This is a genomic window from Paenibacillus sp. GXUN7292 (assembly GCF_050864975.1).
Lineage (GTDB): Bacteria > Bacillota > Bacilli > Paenibacillales > Paenibacillaceae > Pristimantibacillus.
On sequence record NZ_JBOZWO010000035.1, the window covers coordinates 53,454 to 70,521 of the forward strand.

Below are 17,068 nucleotides of genomic sequence, written 5' to 3' on the forward strand. Positions count from 1 at the left end.
GACTTTTAGCAGATATTGATCGAATAGCGGCACTGGCGAACGTTAGATTTTAAAATACCTTATTTTTTAGCGGATAGGCTCTGGGGCAACCGTTAGAGCTGTATATGGAGTGGTTCTGTTTTTGCAGAAATTACATTCATTGAATAAGAGGTGTCTGCCTTGAATTATGAGAAGCTTGAGCTGCAGGAGCAACTAATCGTTAGTAAGTTAATCTCTTTTTACTATTTGGAGATGTCCGCTAATTTCAGGAGCCACGGAGAAAAGCATTATTTTTGGGAAATGGTGTTAGTCGACAAAGGGAATATGGAGGTCGAGATTGACGGAGAAGTATTTCTCCTTGAACAGGGCGAGCTTGTTTTTTACCGTCCCAATGAATATCATATCGGCGGCGCAGCAAGGCGAACAGCTCCTAACGTTATTATCCTTTCGTTCGAGTGTGACTCTCCCGCAATGGCAATGTTCATGGAGCATCGTATTTTTGTACCTGATGAGAATGAACGAGTGCTGCTTTCACAATTGGTTAGAGAGTGTCACGAGGCTTTTGAGCCGAGTTCAAAAGCGAGTGAGGGCGTACTGTTGCAGCGCCGGAAGGATGCGGAATTTGGCTGCGAGCAGCTTATTCGCAATTATTTGGAGAGCTTCTTGATTCATCTTATTCGCAGACAAAATAAGCTTAGTCAGGTTAAGAAGGCGAAGCCGATTACTATAGTGAAGGAAAATAGGGATAAGGCAATCGTGGATGACATTATTGCTTATTTAAAACTTCATGTTTCTATCAATCCTACGGTGGATCAATTATGCAATAAGTTTAATATTAATAAAACATATTTGAATATGGTGTTTCGCAGAATTACAGGTCAAAGTGTGCATGCTTACTGTGTTAGCTTAAAAATTGAGCTTGCAAAGGAAATGATACGCGAGGAGCAGTACAACTATACGGAAATATCGGAACGTCTTGGTTACGGCAGTATCCATTATTTTTCCCGACGTTTTAAAAGTGAGACAAACATGACGCCGACCGAATATGCAAGGACGATTCAATCGAAGGTTAAACGGATTGAATAGGTTGTCCAAATGAGTGAATTACGGAGCTGGTAACGTCTCCGTAATTCACTGGAAAGCGGACTGCTAAGTTAAGGAATCGAAGCCGAGTCCTCTTAAATCAGCAACCGTATTATTTTGTTCAGCTTCGTATAGCTTCCAGATGACGCGAAGGCCTTGTAAGCTGGAGAGACCATCTGTAACTGGCTTCTGACCTGTAAGAATGCAGTCGAGGAAATGCATCGTTTCGAATTGCGTAAATTTACCTGATTCAAATTCCATTAAGACCTCCGTTTTTGAATCATTGTTCAGATCGGCCTTCTCCGGGTTAAGCTCAGTGTGGGCATACAGCTTACCCTCCCGCAAATTAATTTCCAGCATGCCCTCGGTGCAATGTGCATGAAGACTCCAGCCAAGGCGCGTACCGCGCGCTCCCCAGGTTCCAAAGTGATAGCCTAATGCACCGCTTTCAAAAACGATGCTTACGCTGCTCGTTCCTTCTTTTTCCATCCAAGAAGTTCCATAATTAGTGCCAAGATGTGTGCCTCGTACCGGATTGCCGAGAAACCATAAAAGAAGGTCTACGTAATGACACCCGTGGCTGAAAAACTGCCCTCCGCCTAGACGATCAGCTGATAAAGCCCAATGTCCCTCTTCATAGCGTGTGTATTGCTCGGTCCAAATGGACATTTGGAAGCAGTCGCCATATGTCTTCGAATCGATAAGCTTTTTTAGCTTTAGCACAACAGGCCAGAAGCGCACTGGATAAGCGGTCATCAGAACTTTGCCGAGCTTATTTGCTGTGCGAATAAGCTCTAAACATTCCTCCTCCGTGTTGCATATCGGCTTTTCCATAAGCACATGTTTATCGGCGTTCAAGAAAAACATTCCGACTTCAAAATGAAGATCATGCGGAAGCGCAATAAGAACTGCATCGACCTGATCGGTCAAATCCTGATAACGCTCGAATGCCTGAGCCGTTCCGAGCTCAATGGCAGCTGCCTGAGCACGCTCCAATATTAAATCGCAAGTAGCCGTAACGATCAGGCGATCGCTCAGTTCCAAATAACCTTTTGCATGGCTTGCCGCCATACCTCCGCAACCAACTATTCCAAGTCTGATTTTCGACATGCTGCCATTCTCCTTTTTAATGGTTGTTGTGAATTCATACTTGTATTGTAAAAGCAATCTGGCTTCGTTACTTTATCTTAAAGGTCTTATATTTTGCACTTCTGCTTCTCGCCGGTTCCTAATCCTTTCAATCGAAAAAATTTAAACTTTCATTCGAACGATCGTCTCCTCTTCAAAAAAACCATTCTGTAATAAGCTCAAGATGTAACCAATCAATGGACCTTGAGGGGGTATTATCCAATGAGAATTAAATGGAAAAGAGGCTCGTATTTACTGAGTTTGATTGTGCTGATGACCGCACTCGCAGCTTGCGGCGGCAACAGCGGAGGTTCGCCAGGCGCATCGAGCTCGCCAAGCTCACCAACCAGTGCATCACAGAAACCTACAGACAATAATACAGATAAGCCTGTCAACAATGATCCGGTAAAGCTGACCTTCTGGACGCTCGGAACGAACGGCTATGAGGAGCTGGCTAAGGAGTACACAGAGAAGGTAAAGACTAATGTTACGATTGAGGTTCAAAATACGTCGGATCAGACCGTTCACCACAACAATATGCTGACTGCCTTGCAAGCGGGAACCGGGGCTCCGGACATTTTTATGCTGGAAATCGCGTTCTTGGACCGCTTTATAGAAGCAAGCGATAAGTTCGTCAATTTGTATGATATGGGAGCAGAAAGCATCAAAGGAAATTACTTGGATTGGAAATGGCAGCAAGCCGAGGCGGATGGAGGCAAGTATTTGCTCGGCTTGCCGACGGATGTCGGCCCGACAGTTGCCTACTATCGCACTGACCTTCTTCAGCAAGCAGGGCTGCCGACGGAGCCTGATGCATTTATGAAGGAAATCGACACTTGGGAGAAGTTTTTTACGGTTGCCAAACAATTCAAGGAGAAAACAGGCAAAGAGTTTATCGATATGCCTGACCTGCTTTTCAACTCGATTCGCGACCAAGGGGATGTGCTGTACTACGATGAGAATGACAAGTTCATCGGCGATACGAATCCGCTTGTAAAGAAGGCATGGGACTATACGGTAAGAGCTATTCAAGAAGGCTGGGTGGGACCAAACCGTCTATGGACAGCTGAATGGGGGCAAGCGACCAATAACGGCGACTTTGCTGTGCTGCTCGGTCCTGCGTGGATGAGCGGTGTTATTAAAGGCAACGCGCCTGATGCAAACGACAAATGGGCGATTACGCAAATGCCTGAAGGTGCAGGCAACTGGGGCGGTTCCTTTATTTCGCTTCCTAAGGAAGGCAAGCATGCGGATGAGGCATATGCCTTTATTTCCTGGCTGCTTGCAAAGGAGCAGCAAATCAAATCATTCCAGTCCAACGGCTTGATGCCTTCGATTCCGTCGCTATATGACGATCCGATTTTCACTTCCTATACGGATGAATTCTACAACGATCAAGAAATTGCCAAGGAGTTCGGCATTGCAGCGAAAACAGTCCGCCCGATTCGCTACGGCAAGCTGCATGACGCTACAGACGCCTTATTCAAGGAAGGCCTGCAAAACATTTTGGTTAAAAAGGCTGACCCTGCTAAGGAATGGGACGATGTTATGAAGAAGATTAACGAGCTGAACAAGCGCAGTTAAAGGTATTGTCTAACGAAGCTGGAGAGACTGTCGATTAATTGTGGGCAACGATAGACAGGCAGCTCTTTCTATTGCTTGTTACCCTATTCACAATGAATCGACAGTCTCCAGGGATTCGTTACAATTACCAAATGGGGATTTTTCAACAGTTTGCAAATAACAGCTAGATGGCTGCAATTGTTATGAATGTAACAGCGTTCGAGCATGGCCGCTACTGACGGTTCACTGCTCGGACGCTTGCTTTCTATGAACGAGAGAATGGGGGTAATCTTTATGAGCCGATCAGCTCCTGCGGTTTCATCGGCCCGGTTAGCTGCCAAACCGCCTTGGTTAACGGAAAAACGGAGAAGCTCGCTGGCAGCCTATATGTATATCTCGCCGTTTTTTATTTTATTTGCCGTGTTTGGTGTGTATCCTATTTTTTTTACGATCTACTTATCCTTCTTCAAGTGGAATGGTCTAAGTGCGATGAAGTTCAACGGCTTTACTAATTATGAGCTAGTTCTCGGCGATCCGCTCTTTTGGTCTTCCTTTTACAATACCTTGATTATGGGAGTGCTTGGTACTGTGCCCCAATTAATCATTGCACTGCTTTTGGCTGTCATTCTTCATAACGGAATCAAGCGATTTAAAAAAACACTGAGGGCTATTTTTTTCTTGCCTAACATTACATCAGTCGTCGCGGTTACGATCGTTTTCGGCGCCTTATTCTCGGCAAGGGGCATGGCTAACCAGTTTCTGGATTGGATCGGTCTTGATTCCGTCGCTTGGACAGCCGATTACTGGGGAGTCAAAGTGGCCGTGGCAATGATGGTGATGTGGAGATGGCTTGGATACAACGCAATTATTTATTTGTCAGGCTTGCAAAGCATTCCTCCGGAATTGTACGAGGCTGCCAAAATTGACGGAGCAAGCGCAAGCAAAGCTTTATTGTACATTACACTTCCTTTACTGAAGCCATTTATCGTGTTTACTGTACTGATCTCGACGATAGGAAGTCTGCAGCTGTTCACGGAGCCGTTTGTCTTTCTTAGTCCGGGCGGCACCGGTTCGACGAGAGAGGAAGGCATCACTATGGTTATCTATATGTACGGAGAAGCATTCCGCAACGGGTTCTTTGGTACGGCTGCCGCAACCTCTGTCATTTTGTTCATATTTACGATCCTATTTTCTCTATTCAATATGTGGATTACGAAGAAATCAGGAGGGGACGCATGATGAATGGAGCGCAAGGCAATTTGGCAGGGAAGCTGAATGGAAAAGCTGCAGGCGCAGGGGCAGAAGGCTGGCTGGCACGGCTTATTTTGTATGTATTAATTGGGCTCGGGGCGCTAGTGTCCGTGTTCCCGTTTTATTGGATTCTTGTCATTGCGAGTCGAACACGGGATGCCGTCTATCATATTCCGCCTGTCGTTACGCTCGGTGATCAAATAAGCAATAATTTTAACAATGTGCTGGCTAAAATAACGTTTTTTCGTGCTTTATGGAACTCCTTTTTCGTCTCGGGAGCGAGCACCATTTGCGTGCTTTTGCTCTGCTCGCTGGCAGGTCTCGCTTTCGCAAAGTATAATTTTCCAGGCAAAAAATGGCTGTTCGCTATCGTGCTCGGTACTCTGCTAATTCCGACTCAGCTTAATATCCTTCCCAATTATGTGGTGATGAGCAAGCTCTCCTGGATTGATTCGCATAAAGCGATTATCGTTCCAGGAATGGTTACGGCATTCGGCATCTTTTGGATGCGCCAATATATTAGCTCTGCCGTTCACAATGAGCTGATGGAAGCGGGAAGAGTCGACGGCTGCAGTCATTTTCGGATTTTTTGGAATATTGTGCTTCCCATTATTACCCCTGGCCTTGCCACGCTAGGCATCTTTAATTTTTTAAACGTGTGGAATGATTTTTTCTGGCCGCTAGTTGTACTGAAAAATAAGATGAATTTTACGATACAAATCGCTATGCAGCAGCTATACACGATCAATGACGGGATTGATTATGGAACAATTATGTCAGCGATCTTTTTCTCTACTTTACCGCTTCTCATCGTATTCATCTTGTTCAGCAGATGGTTTATAGCAGGGATTTCGACAGGTGCAGTAAAAAGCTGACAAATTTGTCTCACAAAGTGAAGGATTAGCGATGGCTGCATAGAAATGTAACAATATGTAAGGAGACTGATAGTTTGACAGTCTCTGTGATGCTAAATCCGGGCGGTGAGTTCACGGTATGACGCTGCGCAGAAAGATCATGCTGGCAATTATTGTTCTAATCTGTATACCCGTTACGATTATGGGGTTGTTCTCGTATCTATACTTTTCTTCGGTAATGGAACGGAAAGCAACTGAGTTTTACTCCAACTCCTTGCTGGAGACGGATCGCAAGCTGCAGTATGTCATGGGAGAAATCGAAGGGATTTCGGACTTATTCATTGTTCAGCCGCTCGTACAGCAATATTTGAAGCAATCAAGGGGGAAGGCGGTCCAGCCTTTGTCCGGCAGTCTAGGGGAGGATCGGCAGCTGGCCTCGGATCTTACCAATTTGTTGATGGCTCATCCCAAAATCCATTCCTTGAATTTATATTCGAATACTCACTTGCTTTATTATTCGAATGATACGGCTAACGTCAGCATGGCTGAGCTTAAGGAGCAGCCTTGGTTTGGCGAAATGGCTGCAAGACGAGGCCAGCCTTATTGGATTGGGCCGAGTGATAATTTTGGAATGATGGAAGGCGGCAAGCTTTTAACCCAGGTTCGGGTTGTAAAGGACTATTATACGCTTGAGGATATCGGGGTGATTATGCTTACTGTAAAAACCGATATTCTTGAAAATTTGTTTTGGGAAGCGGCGGCCGACAGCAGGGGAGATATTCTTCTCGTTAACGCAAGCGGCGAGATAATGTACAGTAAGTCTGGAGATATGCTTGGCCGATCGATCGACTTTCCTTTTCTCCAGCCGTTTGATACGCTGCTCCACAGCTCGTATACTGACACGATTGACGGGAACAAAATGTTCATTACCTATGTTTCCTCGCAAATTGCGGGCTGGCACTTGGCAGCGGTTACGCCTAAACAGGAGCTCCATGCGGAGTCCGTTAATATTAGAAATATTGCACTAGGACTGCTTATTCTGTCCTTGATTTCCGTTTTGGTCTTCGATCTGCTGTTTGTTTCGCCGGTCGTTCAGAGCATGAGCCGGGTTGTTTCGGGTATGAAGCAGGTTGAGAACGGTCGATTTATTGAGGTTCCTCGCTTCCGCCGAATGACGATGGACGAATCGGGTTTGCTGCTTCAAGGCTTTAATCGGATGAGCAAGCAGATCAGAGAACTGATCGGCCGGGTTGAGGAAGGGCAAAGACGGAAGAAGCAGGCTGAGCTTCAAGCTTTGGTGGCGCAAATTAATCCTCATTTCATATATAACTCGCTCGAATCTATTAATTCTATGGCTGTGCTGCAGGGTAATAAAGAAATCAGCCGAATGGTTATTTCGCTTGGCAAGCTGCTGCGCATAAGCATTAGCGAGCATCAGGAAACGATTACTTTAGCCAAGGAAATGGAGCATGTCGAGCATTACTTGCGCATCCAAAAAATCCGCTTCGAGGATAAATTCGAATATGAAATTGTCGTGCCTGGAGAGCTGAAGCATGCATCATGCATGAGCCTTATCATTCAGCCGCTCGTGGAGAACGCCCTATACCACGGCATTGAGAGAATGAGAGGAAAAGGATTTATTCGTATTGCTGCGCATGCATCCAAGCTTCATAATGATTTATTCATTGATGTAGCCGACAATGGCCCAGGCATGACAGAGGAGCGATTGCATCAGCTTTTTGTCGAATCCCTTGAGGAGGCCGTCAAGCATAAGCAATCGGGTGTGGGGCTGCGCAATGTCCATGAGCGCATACGGATTCATTATGGCGATCCATATGGCTTAATGATTTGTTCGGCGGCAGGAGAAGGGGCGGTCGTTCGTGTCAGAATTCCGCTCGAAGGCATGTTTGCAGAATTGCGGCATATGCTGCCTTCGGATAGACAAAGCGATGCTGCTACAGAAAGACAAGGCGCCGGGCAGGCACGCATAAAGGAGGCAGGAGAATTATGAAGCATAATCAGCTAATTGGAACGGTTATTCTCCTATGCGTTTTTATGCTCTTAGGCGCTGGCTGCAGCACGCAAGCGGAGCTTCCTGAGCGAAAAATGACAATTAAGCTTCGTCATTTCTGGACGAAGGAGCATGACTTGCCCGTTGCCCGTATCATTGAGGACGTTGTGCGGTCGTATGAAGCCGATCATCCTAATGTAAAAATCGAATTCGAAGGTATGGATCAGACGTTCTATCGGGAACAAAAGCTGCGCAGCGAGATGGTCACTGGCAACCCTCCGGACATTTTGGCGTTATTCGGGGGTGGTGAGATAGAGCCTTACGTGCGAGCGGAGCGCTTAATTGACTTAAAGCCATTTTTGGCGGAGCGAGGAATGGATAAGCAGTTTATTGATCTTAGCCCTTGGAGCTTTGGAGACGGTATATATGGACTGCCGACCGAAGGATTCGCAGAGCCGATATTTTATAACAAGACGATATTTGCGAAGCTGGGCATCGCACCTCCGGAAAGCTGGGATGAGCTGCTCAACGCAATAAAAGCTTTAAAGGAAAATGGGTATATCCCTTTCGCGCTCGGAAACAACGAGAGATGGCCGGGTGCAATATATTACCACTACATTCTGCATCGCAATGCAGGTCCGGAATTGATTAACCAGATTGTAACCGGGCAAGAGAGCTTTAACAACCCCTTCTATAAAGCGGCTACAGAAGCATTTGCGGAGCTGATCGAGATGGATCCCTTTCCGAAGAGAAGCAATGATATGAGCAAAGAAGCGGCAGAGGAGCTGTTTATGTCCGGCAAGGCGGGCATGTATTTGAACGGCAGCTGGGTCATTAATGTGCTGCAGGGGGATTCGGCAGCGGAATCGTTCAAAAATGAAGTCGGAGTTATTAATTTCCCTTCATTTGATCCCGCGTGGGAACTGGCGAACGGATTGACAGGCGGCTATACGATCGGGCTCGCTCTTTCATCGAAACTGCAGGGAGAACGGCTGTTGGCGGCTTATGATTTATTGGAGGATATATTTGCCCCCGAAGTGCAGGAGCGTATGGTATACGAAGCGATGCGATTCCCTTACTCGGCAAACGTTCAGGTCGATTATGAACGTACTGGACCTATATTCGCCGAGCTGGCTGAGCTGATTCGCAGTACGCCGCACCCGTTTATTGCCTATGACAACTTGCTTCCGCCATCCGTTTCATCGACATTTTTCGATGTGACGCAAAGCTTGATCGAGCAGGAGATGGATACGGGTGAAGTATTGAAGAAGATGCAGGAATCGATTATTCAATACCGCGAATTAATTCGCAAAGGGGGCTAAGGATATTGGGGGACAACTATCGCGTATTGCTTGTAGATGACGAACCTATTATATTGCGCAGTCTTAAGGTGGTTATTCCCTGGGAGCAGCTCGGCATGGAAGTGGTCGGTGAAGCCCGCAATGGAGAAGAGGCCCTTGAGCTTATTGAAGAACATCTGCCGCATATTGTGTTAAGTGACATCAGGATGCCTTTAATGGACGGAATTGAATTAATGAGAAAAACGATGGCGGCCGACTCTATGCTTGTGTTCGTTATTCTCAGCGGCTATGGAGAGTTTAAAATTGCTCAAGAAGCTATTCGCTTAGGCGCCTTCGATTACTTGCTTAAGCCAATTGACCATGAGGAGCTGCTTCGAGTGGTGGGCGAGGCGAAGCGCAAGCTCGATGCTGACCGCGTTCAGCAATCCGAGAGAGAATATTTGCGCAACTCAGCGCAGGCGCTCTCATCCTTGCTCCATGAGGAGATGATGGCAGGAATTATTAAGGGAGTCAAGCCTGCCGCTGAGCGGCTGTACTGGATGAAGGAATGGGAGATTGAACACCCGTATCATCTTATTAGTATCGCCCTTGACGATTTCGAGCGTTTGTCTGATGAATGGGGAAGCGAGGATCGCAGGCTTTGGCTGTTCGCCGTCCAAAATATTTTGCAGGAATTCGGCAATGAACAGCATTATTTGACCTTGTTCACGCTTCATTACGGAGAATGGATTATGATTTTTCAAAATAAAGAACAGCTTGAGCTGGAAGAAACGGGGCAGACGGTCATTCACCTCGTTAAGAAATTTACAAGATTGTCGTGTTCGGTCGCTATCAGTTCGGCGTATGAAGGAGTAGCCAGTCTGAAGTATGCTTACCAAGATGTGCAGAGAACCTTAACGAAAAGATTTATTCAAGGAAAGGGCAAAGTGTACAGAAGCAGCAACGGCGACCGAGGGACTGAGTCAGGACCAGGACCGGGCATGGAAAACTTCGAAAAGTCGCTTCTGCAGTCCATGCGAACTCTCGACGATTATTTATTTGGGAAAACGATAGAGGAGCTTGAGCAAAACTTGATCAAGGCCGCGATATCCAAACAGACAGCAGCCGCAGCTTTAATCGAGCTGTCGATTATAACGAAGCGAAGCTTGACTAGCTTCAGCCTCAAAATGAAGCATGACGATCGCACCTTGCTGCAAAAGCTGCTGCTGTGCGGCACGCTGCAGGATATGGTGACGCTGCTTCGCGATGAGCTTGCCGGGTGGATGAAGCAAATGCGTGAGGAAGAGTCTGAATTTAACGGCAGGCAGCTTATTGCCAAAGCCAAAGAATATATCGACGGCAGGTACCATCACGATTTGGGGATTGACGAAGTATCTGAATATGTCGGTCTAAGCTGCAGCCATTTCTGCGTACTGTTCAAGCAGGAGACCGGGGACACTTTTTTGGAATATTTGACGAGGCTGCGAGTAGAGAGAGCTTGTTCTATTTTAAAATATTCAGATGTAAAAGTGTACCAGATTGCCCCGCTGGTCGGCTATCGGGATGCAAAATATTTCACCCAAGTATTCAAGAAAACGATGGGCATGACGCCTACGGAATATCGAACTGCTTATGAATAGGCAGAATTCAAATTGTGGAAAAGTTAAATAATAGAGACGTAGTATAGATACTGTCCTATGGCTGGCTTTCGGTCCGTTAGGCAGTCTCTTTGTTATGCGGTCAGTTCGAATGGATCCTAATGATGTGGACACTGTTGACCGTTAGCGCTCATTTTTCGCCAACTTCCACTTACTAGCGGACAGAAATGTCCGTTAGCGGGAAAAAAGCTAGAGAATTCGACGGAATGTTCTTCTAATGGTCATAAATGTCCGCATACACAACAAAAAGACTGCTTTTTTGTTCTAACGGTCATTGATGACCGCACTGCAAATAGAGGATAGACGGCTAAACGGTTGGATGGTCACTATATGCTGCAACTCTGTATATGCTCTCTGTCCAATCGTTGCCTTTATTCCATAATGAGTTTGCATTGGAAAGTTTGAAGCCCATAGCTCTGTAAAATATTTTTAAAAATTCTCTTCGGTAATAGTTTTATCGGGTTTTAAAGATTTGTCCAAATATCCATCTATCATATTTTGAGATATTGCCCATTGAAATAGACGTTCTGACCAATGTCCCCTTTAACTCGGGCAGATGATGTAATATTATAACAGGGGTTATTTCGAACCCTCGAATAAGATACAAGAAATTATATTTCCTTTCCCTTGTAATATTTGTTACATAAATATTGATTTATTACAAAAAAGTAATCTATAATTACTAGAAGAACAGCAGAATGCTATATCTGAAATTAGTCGGCTGTTGCCACAAAAATTACTAGGATGGTAGGTGAAGGCAATGTTACAAGTAGGAATGAATGAGCCGGAAAAGCTTGTAAAGGTTGCCCATGCCTTGTCGACGAGGGCGCGGGTGGATATACTCCGGCTGCTCAGTGCCAGGAGCATGAATGTGATTGAAATTGCTGAAGCGCTGTCTTTGCCAGTTTCTACAGTGGCTAACAATGTGAAAATACTCGAAGCGGCGGAGCTTATTTATACGGAGCTGCTCCCGGCAGTGCGCGGAGCGATGAAGGTATGCACGCGCAGCTATGATGATGTTCATATGATTCTTAATACGACGATTCGTGACTCGCAGGATGATAAGCAGGTATATGTAATTGATATGCCGATCGGCCAGTACAGCGACTGCGAAGTGTATCCGACCTGCGGGATCGCAAACGCAGAGGCGATGATTATACAAGAGGATGAGCCGGCCAGCTTTTATCATCCCAATCACATCGGCGCGGGTATAATTTGGTTTCGCAAAGGTTATGTCGAATATTTGCTGCCGCTAGAAATTCCACAAGGCTCGCAGATTGACTCTATAGAGTTTTCGATGGAAATTTGCTCGGAGGCTCCTAATTTTGATCATGATTGGCCTTCAGATATTTCTGTATGGGTTAATGGCGTGGAAATCGGCATGTGGACTAGCCCTGGCGATTTCGGCGATCGTAAAGGCAGGCTTAATTCTAACTGGTGGGTGCAGCAGACTACGACGCAATATGGTCTTTTGAAAACTTGGAGAGTCGATGCTGAACGGACGACGCTTGATATGAAAAAGGTGTCGGATGTAACGCTTGCGGATTTGAAGCTGGAACAGGGTCCGAGCGTTAGATTGCGTATTGGCGTAAAAGCTGACGCGCTTCATAAAGGCGGAATCAATTTGTTTGGCCGATCCTTTGGTGACCATGAGCAAGATATTGTCATGAAGGTGCATTATACAGCTGCCGAGCAGTAAAAAAATGAAGTGAGACGAGCATTAGTTGCAATTATATTGTAACTAATGCTTTTTTAATTAATTCATTACAATAAAACGATATGAAATCGTTGACAATTACCGTTTATGATTCTATAATCGAACCCAAGATGCTAAATATTTGTATTAAAACAAATATTTTGTTTCATATCTCGACAAAATTTTCAATGTAAAGGGGATGAAGGAATGAAAAAATCGTTAGGGACGTCAATTTTACTGCTTTTGTCAATTGTTTTAGTGCTCAGTGCCTGCAGTGGAAGTAACTCTGGCTCTGGTGGAGGCTCGTCAGGCGGGAAAAAGGTTACGTTATCTTTCTGGACGTTGTTCTCAGGAGGGGACGGCGACAATATGCAAGCGATGATCGACGCGTTTAATAAAGAGCATCCCGATATTCAGATCAAAAATACGAAGCTGGAATGGGGAGAGTATTATACGAAACTCATTACGGCAGTAGGTAACGGCAATGGGCCTGACATCGGCATTTCCCACACTTCACGACTCCCCGATTTAATTGATCAAGGCATCGTCAGCGAGCTGGACGCAGTAGCCTCGGCTGCTGGAGTAGATTGGTCCTCTTACAATCAGAACCTGCTAAATGCAACAATCGTTGATAGCAAGCATTACGCAGTCCCTATCGATACACATCCTTTCATCATGTACTACAACAAAAAGCTGCTTAGTGATGCAGGCTTGCTCGGTCCGGACGGAAAACCAGTGCTTGAGCAAGGAGCAGACAGTTTTGTAGCCTTCCTGAATACATTGAAAGAAAAACTCCCTAACTCTGTAACCCCATTTGCATTATCGCCTAGCAATGATGATCCATTCCGTTTTTGGTGGGCGCTGTATACCCAGCTCGGCGGCAATGATGTTATTTCTGATGATTTGTCGAAAGCGGAGCTGGATGAAGCGAAAGCAGTTCAAGCGGCCAAGTATATTCAAGATTTGTACCACACCCACAAGGTGATTAAGCTTAATGATCCTGACTTCTACAAAAACTTCCAAAGCGGCACAGCGGCGATCATGATGACTGGCGTGTGGGCTACGGGAACGTGGGAAGCGACGGAAGGATTGGAATTCGGAGCGATGCCGATTCCGCAAATTTATAATCAGCCAGCGACATGGGGCGACTCTCATACGATCATTCTTCCGGTTACAAAGAAGGAGGATCAGGCAAAGCGCGAGGCTGCGATGACCTTCGCCAACTGGATGGCAGACAATGGGCAGGTATGGGCAAAAGCGGGGCATATTCCAGCCAAGCCATCCGTGCTTGATAAGCAGGAATACAAAGATTTGCCATATCGCAGCGATTACGCGGCTGTAGCCGATACGGTGAAATTCAATAAGCCGTCAACAAAAAACTGGCAGGTTCGCGATATGGCGATGTTCAAGTTTTTGAATGAAATTTGGGCAAATAAAATGCCGGCAGAGCAGGCAGTCAAGGAAATGCAGGCGGAAATACAGAAGGTGCTGGACAAATAAAATAGAGGAGTATCGACATGAAGATGAGCAAAATGAAGGCGGATCTGCAGGCGTTGCTGTTCTTGCTCCCCTTCCTCGCCGTTTACTTTCTCTTTACGATCTGGCCTATGCTCAAAGGTGTAGGAATGAGCTTCTTCAAATGGACGCTTATTAAGAAAATGGAGTATCTGGGCTTTGGCAATTACGAAAAGTTATGGCATGACCAGGATTTTTGGGCATCGGTATGGCATTCCTTTTTATTCGTCGTATTAACTACGCCTACGATGGTTGTGCTTGCCATTGTGCTGGCGCTGATCGCCAATCGCAATTCGCGGCTGAAGCGCTTGTATCGCAGTGTGTTTTTCTTGCCCAGCGTCCTGTCGGTTGCGGTTGCGTCCTATTTGGGATTGTTTATCTTCCAGCCGTACACCGGATTTTTGAACTCATTGCTGCATATTCTGCATATTTTGCCTGAAGGGAAAGAAATATTTTGGCTGACGGAGCGGAATCTTTCCTGGATTGCCATAACGCTGTTAACGCTTTGGTGGACAGTAGGATTTAACTTCATTCTTTATTTATCGGCAATGCAAAATATTTCTGATGATGTTTATGAGGCTGCCCGCCTCGATGGGGCGGGCGACAGTCAAGTATTCTGGCGCATTACGCTGCCGCTGCTGGGGCCTATTACACGGACGATCATTATGCTGCAAATTATCGCTTCCTTCAAAGTGTTTATGCAAATTTACATTATGACCGGCGGGGGGCCGCTCGACCAGACGCGTCCAGTTATCCAATATATTTGGCAAACTGGCTTTAGGCATAATGATCTCGGCTATGCTGCAGCGATGTCTTATGTACTGTTCTTTATTTTGCTGGCGATGTCGGCGGTGCAATATTGGGTTAACAATCGGAAGGAGGCGAGCTGATCGATGAAATGGCTGTATCGTATCGTGTCTATTGGCTTCGCTGCTCTGTTTGTTATTCCGCTTATTTGGATGCTTGTCGTGTCAATAAAAAAAGAAGGCATGAAAATCGTAACCGTCATAGACTGGTTCACCCCGCCATATTCGCTGGCAGTTTATGATGAGGTTATAACGGGCACGAAGCTTGTCTTATGGTCATGGAACAGCTTGTTTGTAGCGGCGCTCGTTACGCTGTTTACGATTTTGATCGCAGCGATGGCAGGCTTTGTTTTATCCAAAATACCGTTTCGCTACAAATCCTTTATGTTTTTGTTTGTACTTTCCGGACTGCTAATCCCAGGCGAGGCGACGCTTATTCCTCTCTATCAGGTTGCGAAGGATATGGACATTCTTAATTCTTATTCCGGACTTGTGCTTCCTGTACTCGCATCGCCTATTGCTATTATTGTGCTTAAAAGCTTTTTTGACGGGGTTCCAAATGAATTGCTGGAGAGCGTACAAATAGATGGCGGCGGCACTACGCGTATTTTTTGGAGCATTATGCTGCCGCTTACCAGACCGGCGCTGGCCTCAATGGCGATCTTAACGTTTATTGGCTCCTGGAACAATTTCTTGTGGCCATTCCTGTCGGTGACCGATGATAACCTGTTTACACTGCCAATGGGAATCCCGACTTTGATGGATCAATTTACAGAAGATTATGTGAAGCCGATGGTTATTAATACAGTTGCCTCGCTTCCGATTGTCGTCGTGTTCCTAATATTTGAACGTCAAATCATTAAAGGAATAAGTCTGTCGGGGATAAAAGGATGAGCGCGCTTCGGCATGCCGCTGCCGATGAGGGGATAGGTTATTTGCTGGAGGACCAGGCGATCGCAGCGGATAGAAACGCGATACCGGATGAGAAGGTAAACGTATCAGAGCTAGATATGCCTCAAATGGGAAAGGCAGGTGGATTGTCTCGAAGTGCACCTCAGCGTGATCAGGCACGTGATCAGGCAATTGATATTTTCAAAGGTATGCTGGTGCTTGGTATGGTGTACTGTCATGTCCTGCAATTTTTTAGCGATACACAGCTGTTTGCGAGTGCGTCCTATTGGATTGAAGCAATTAATTTAATTACTTTCTCGGGCTTTGTGTTTAGTTTTGGTTATGTCTCGCATCTGGCTTATTACAGCAAGCCGCTGCAGCGTGCCGCCCCGCGCATGGCTGTAGCCGCATTAAAGACACTTATAGCCTTTTACATGTCTGGCTTGGCTTATCGAATATATATTGACGGGCGAGCGATAAGCTGGTCGACATTGAAGCCGATTATTCTGCTTGATGATATGCCGGGCTGGTCGGAGTTTTTGATTTCTTTTACTTATTTAACCCTAGTAGGACTGATCTTATTTAAGCCTCTGAAATGGCTGGTTGAGCGGCGGCGGATAACGCTGCTGACTGCTGCTGCCTTGCTAGCCGCAACCTGGATGCCATACGGCTCAATCCATGTTACTCAACTGGGACCACTTGTTGGTACGAGAGATTTTGCTTCCTTTCCTGTTCTGCAGTATTTTCCTTACTATTTGACAGGTATGCTGTTTGCCAGGTATCGGATAGGCTGGGACTGGCGTGTGCTGACAGCAGCAGCTGCCGCCACTGGTTTATTTGTATGGAGATGGCTGCAGGAGGATGCGCTGCCGGAGCGTTTCCCTCCTTCCATTTGGTGGATTATAGGTGCAGCATTTTTATTGTATCTCTACTATTTGATCGCTCGGTATGTGGGTCGTTATATGATGGTTAGCGCGCCAATCGAAGCGATGGGGCGCAATGTGCTCTGGTTTTTGATTATAAGCAATTTGCTTATATTTTCACTCAAGAGCAGACATGGGGATTTGCTGTTTAGTCCTCTCGAAGGTTTTATAATGACCGTATTGTTGCTGGCGTTCTCTGGATTTGGAATTTGGATCATCGCCAAAAAAACGGCAAAGCATGGACTAACTAAAACAACAACATAAGGTAAGGTGAGCTGCAATGGCATTGAAAGATCACTATCGCAAGGACTATCCGCGCCCGCAATATGTGCGCAAGGCTTGGCTTGATTTGAACGGCGCTTGGGATTTTGCATTTGATGATGATAATAAAGGGGAAAGTGAAGGCTGGCAGGCTGGCTTTGCGCCTGCA

The 17,068-nt window shown here is 45.9% G+C and carries 13 protein-coding genes; 12 read left to right on the forward strand and 1 reads right to left on the reverse strand.

The features are described 5' to 3' along the window. Positions 1 to 159: 159 nt before the first annotated feature. Positions 160 to 1,065, forward strand: coding sequence for a helix-turn-helix domain-containing protein (locus ACRRU2_RS22425; RefSeq protein ID WP_432505132.1), 906 nt, complete (start codon positions 160 to 162; stop codon positions 1,063 to 1,065). Positions 1,066 to 1,128: 63 nt separating this feature from the next. Here ACRRU2_RS22425 and ACRRU2_RS22430 read toward each other — a convergent pair whose 3' ends face one another. Beyond that, the gene (locus tag ACRRU2_RS22430; protein WP_432505134.1) at positions 1,129 to 2,172 is read right to left on the reverse strand and encodes a Gfo/Idh/MocA family protein; all 1,044 of its coding nucleotides are present in this window, start codon (positions 2,170 to 2,172) and stop codon (positions 1,129 to 1,131) included. A gap of 240 nt (positions 2,173 to 2,412) precedes the next feature. Between ACRRU2_RS22430 and ACRRU2_RS22435 the strand changes: the two genes are divergently transcribed. The 11 genes from ACRRU2_RS22435 (at position 2,413) to ACRRU2_RS22485 (ending at position 16,902) form a co-directional block, all read left to right on the forward strand. Next, a complete protein-coding gene (locus ACRRU2_RS22435; RefSeq protein WP_432505136.1) occupies positions 2,413 to 3,774 on the forward strand; it encodes an ABC transporter substrate-binding protein in 1,362 nt (453 codons plus the stop codon). Between the two features lie 273 nt (positions 3,775 to 4,047). Next, positions 4,048 to 4,992, forward strand: coding sequence for a carbohydrate ABC transporter permease (locus ACRRU2_RS22440; RefSeq protein WP_331700139.1), 945 nt, complete (start codon positions 4,048 to 4,050; stop codon positions 4,990 to 4,992). Beyond that, positions 4,989 to 5,879, forward strand: a complete 891-nt coding sequence (locus ACRRU2_RS22445; protein WP_331700065.1) for a carbohydrate ABC transporter permease — start codon at positions 4,989 to 4,991, stop codon at positions 5,877 to 5,879. Before ACRRU2_RS22440 ends, ACRRU2_RS22445 begins: the two co-directional genes overlap by 4 nt. A gap of 118 nt (positions 5,880 to 5,997) precedes the next feature. After that, positions 5,998 to 7,869 carry a sensor histidine kinase gene (locus tag ACRRU2_RS22450; RefSeq protein WP_432505139.1) on the forward strand — a complete coding sequence of 624 codons (1,872 nt, stop codon included), beginning with the start codon at positions 5,998 to 6,000 and terminating at the stop codon, positions 7,867 to 7,869. After that, positions 7,866 to 9,191 (forward strand): ABC transporter substrate-binding protein, encoded by a 1,326-nt coding sequence (locus ACRRU2_RS22455; RefSeq protein WP_432505141.1) that lies wholly within the window; start codon positions 7,866 to 7,868, stop codon positions 9,189 to 9,191. The genes ACRRU2_RS22450 and ACRRU2_RS22455 overlap by 4 nt, the downstream gene beginning before the upstream one ends. Before the next feature lie 5 nt (positions 9,192 to 9,196). Beyond that, positions 9,197 to 10,789 (forward strand): response regulator transcription factor, encoded by a 1,593-nt coding sequence (locus ACRRU2_RS22460; protein WP_432505143.1) that lies wholly within the window; start codon positions 9,197 to 9,199, stop codon positions 10,787 to 10,789. Between the two features lie 778 nt (positions 10,790 to 11,567). Beyond that, positions 11,568 to 12,506, forward strand: a complete 939-nt coding sequence (locus tag ACRRU2_RS22465; RefSeq protein ID WP_331700069.1) for an ArsR/SmtB family transcription factor — start codon at positions 11,568 to 11,570, stop codon at positions 12,504 to 12,506. Between the two features lie 204 nt (positions 12,507 to 12,710). Beyond that, positions 12,711 to 14,003, forward strand: a complete 1,293-nt coding sequence (locus ACRRU2_RS22470) for an ABC transporter substrate-binding protein (RefSeq protein WP_331700070.1) — start codon at positions 12,711 to 12,713, stop codon at positions 14,001 to 14,003. Between the two features lie 17 nt (positions 14,004 to 14,020). Then, a complete protein-coding gene (locus tag ACRRU2_RS22475) occupies positions 14,021 to 14,908 on the forward strand; it encodes a carbohydrate ABC transporter permease (RefSeq protein ID WP_331700071.1) in 888 nt (295 codons plus the stop codon). Between the two features lie 3 nt (positions 14,909 to 14,911). Then, entirely contained in the window at positions 14,912 to 15,718 is an 807-nt protein-coding gene (locus ACRRU2_RS22480; protein WP_432505146.1) for a carbohydrate ABC transporter permease, read from the forward strand. After that, positions 15,715 to 16,902 (forward strand): hypothetical protein, encoded by a 1,188-nt coding sequence (locus ACRRU2_RS22485; protein WP_432505148.1) that lies wholly within the window; start codon positions 15,715 to 15,717, stop codon positions 16,900 to 16,902. The genes ACRRU2_RS22480 and ACRRU2_RS22485 overlap by 4 nt, the downstream gene beginning before the upstream one ends. The last annotated feature ends 166 nt before the right edge of the window (positions 16,903 to 17,068 follow it).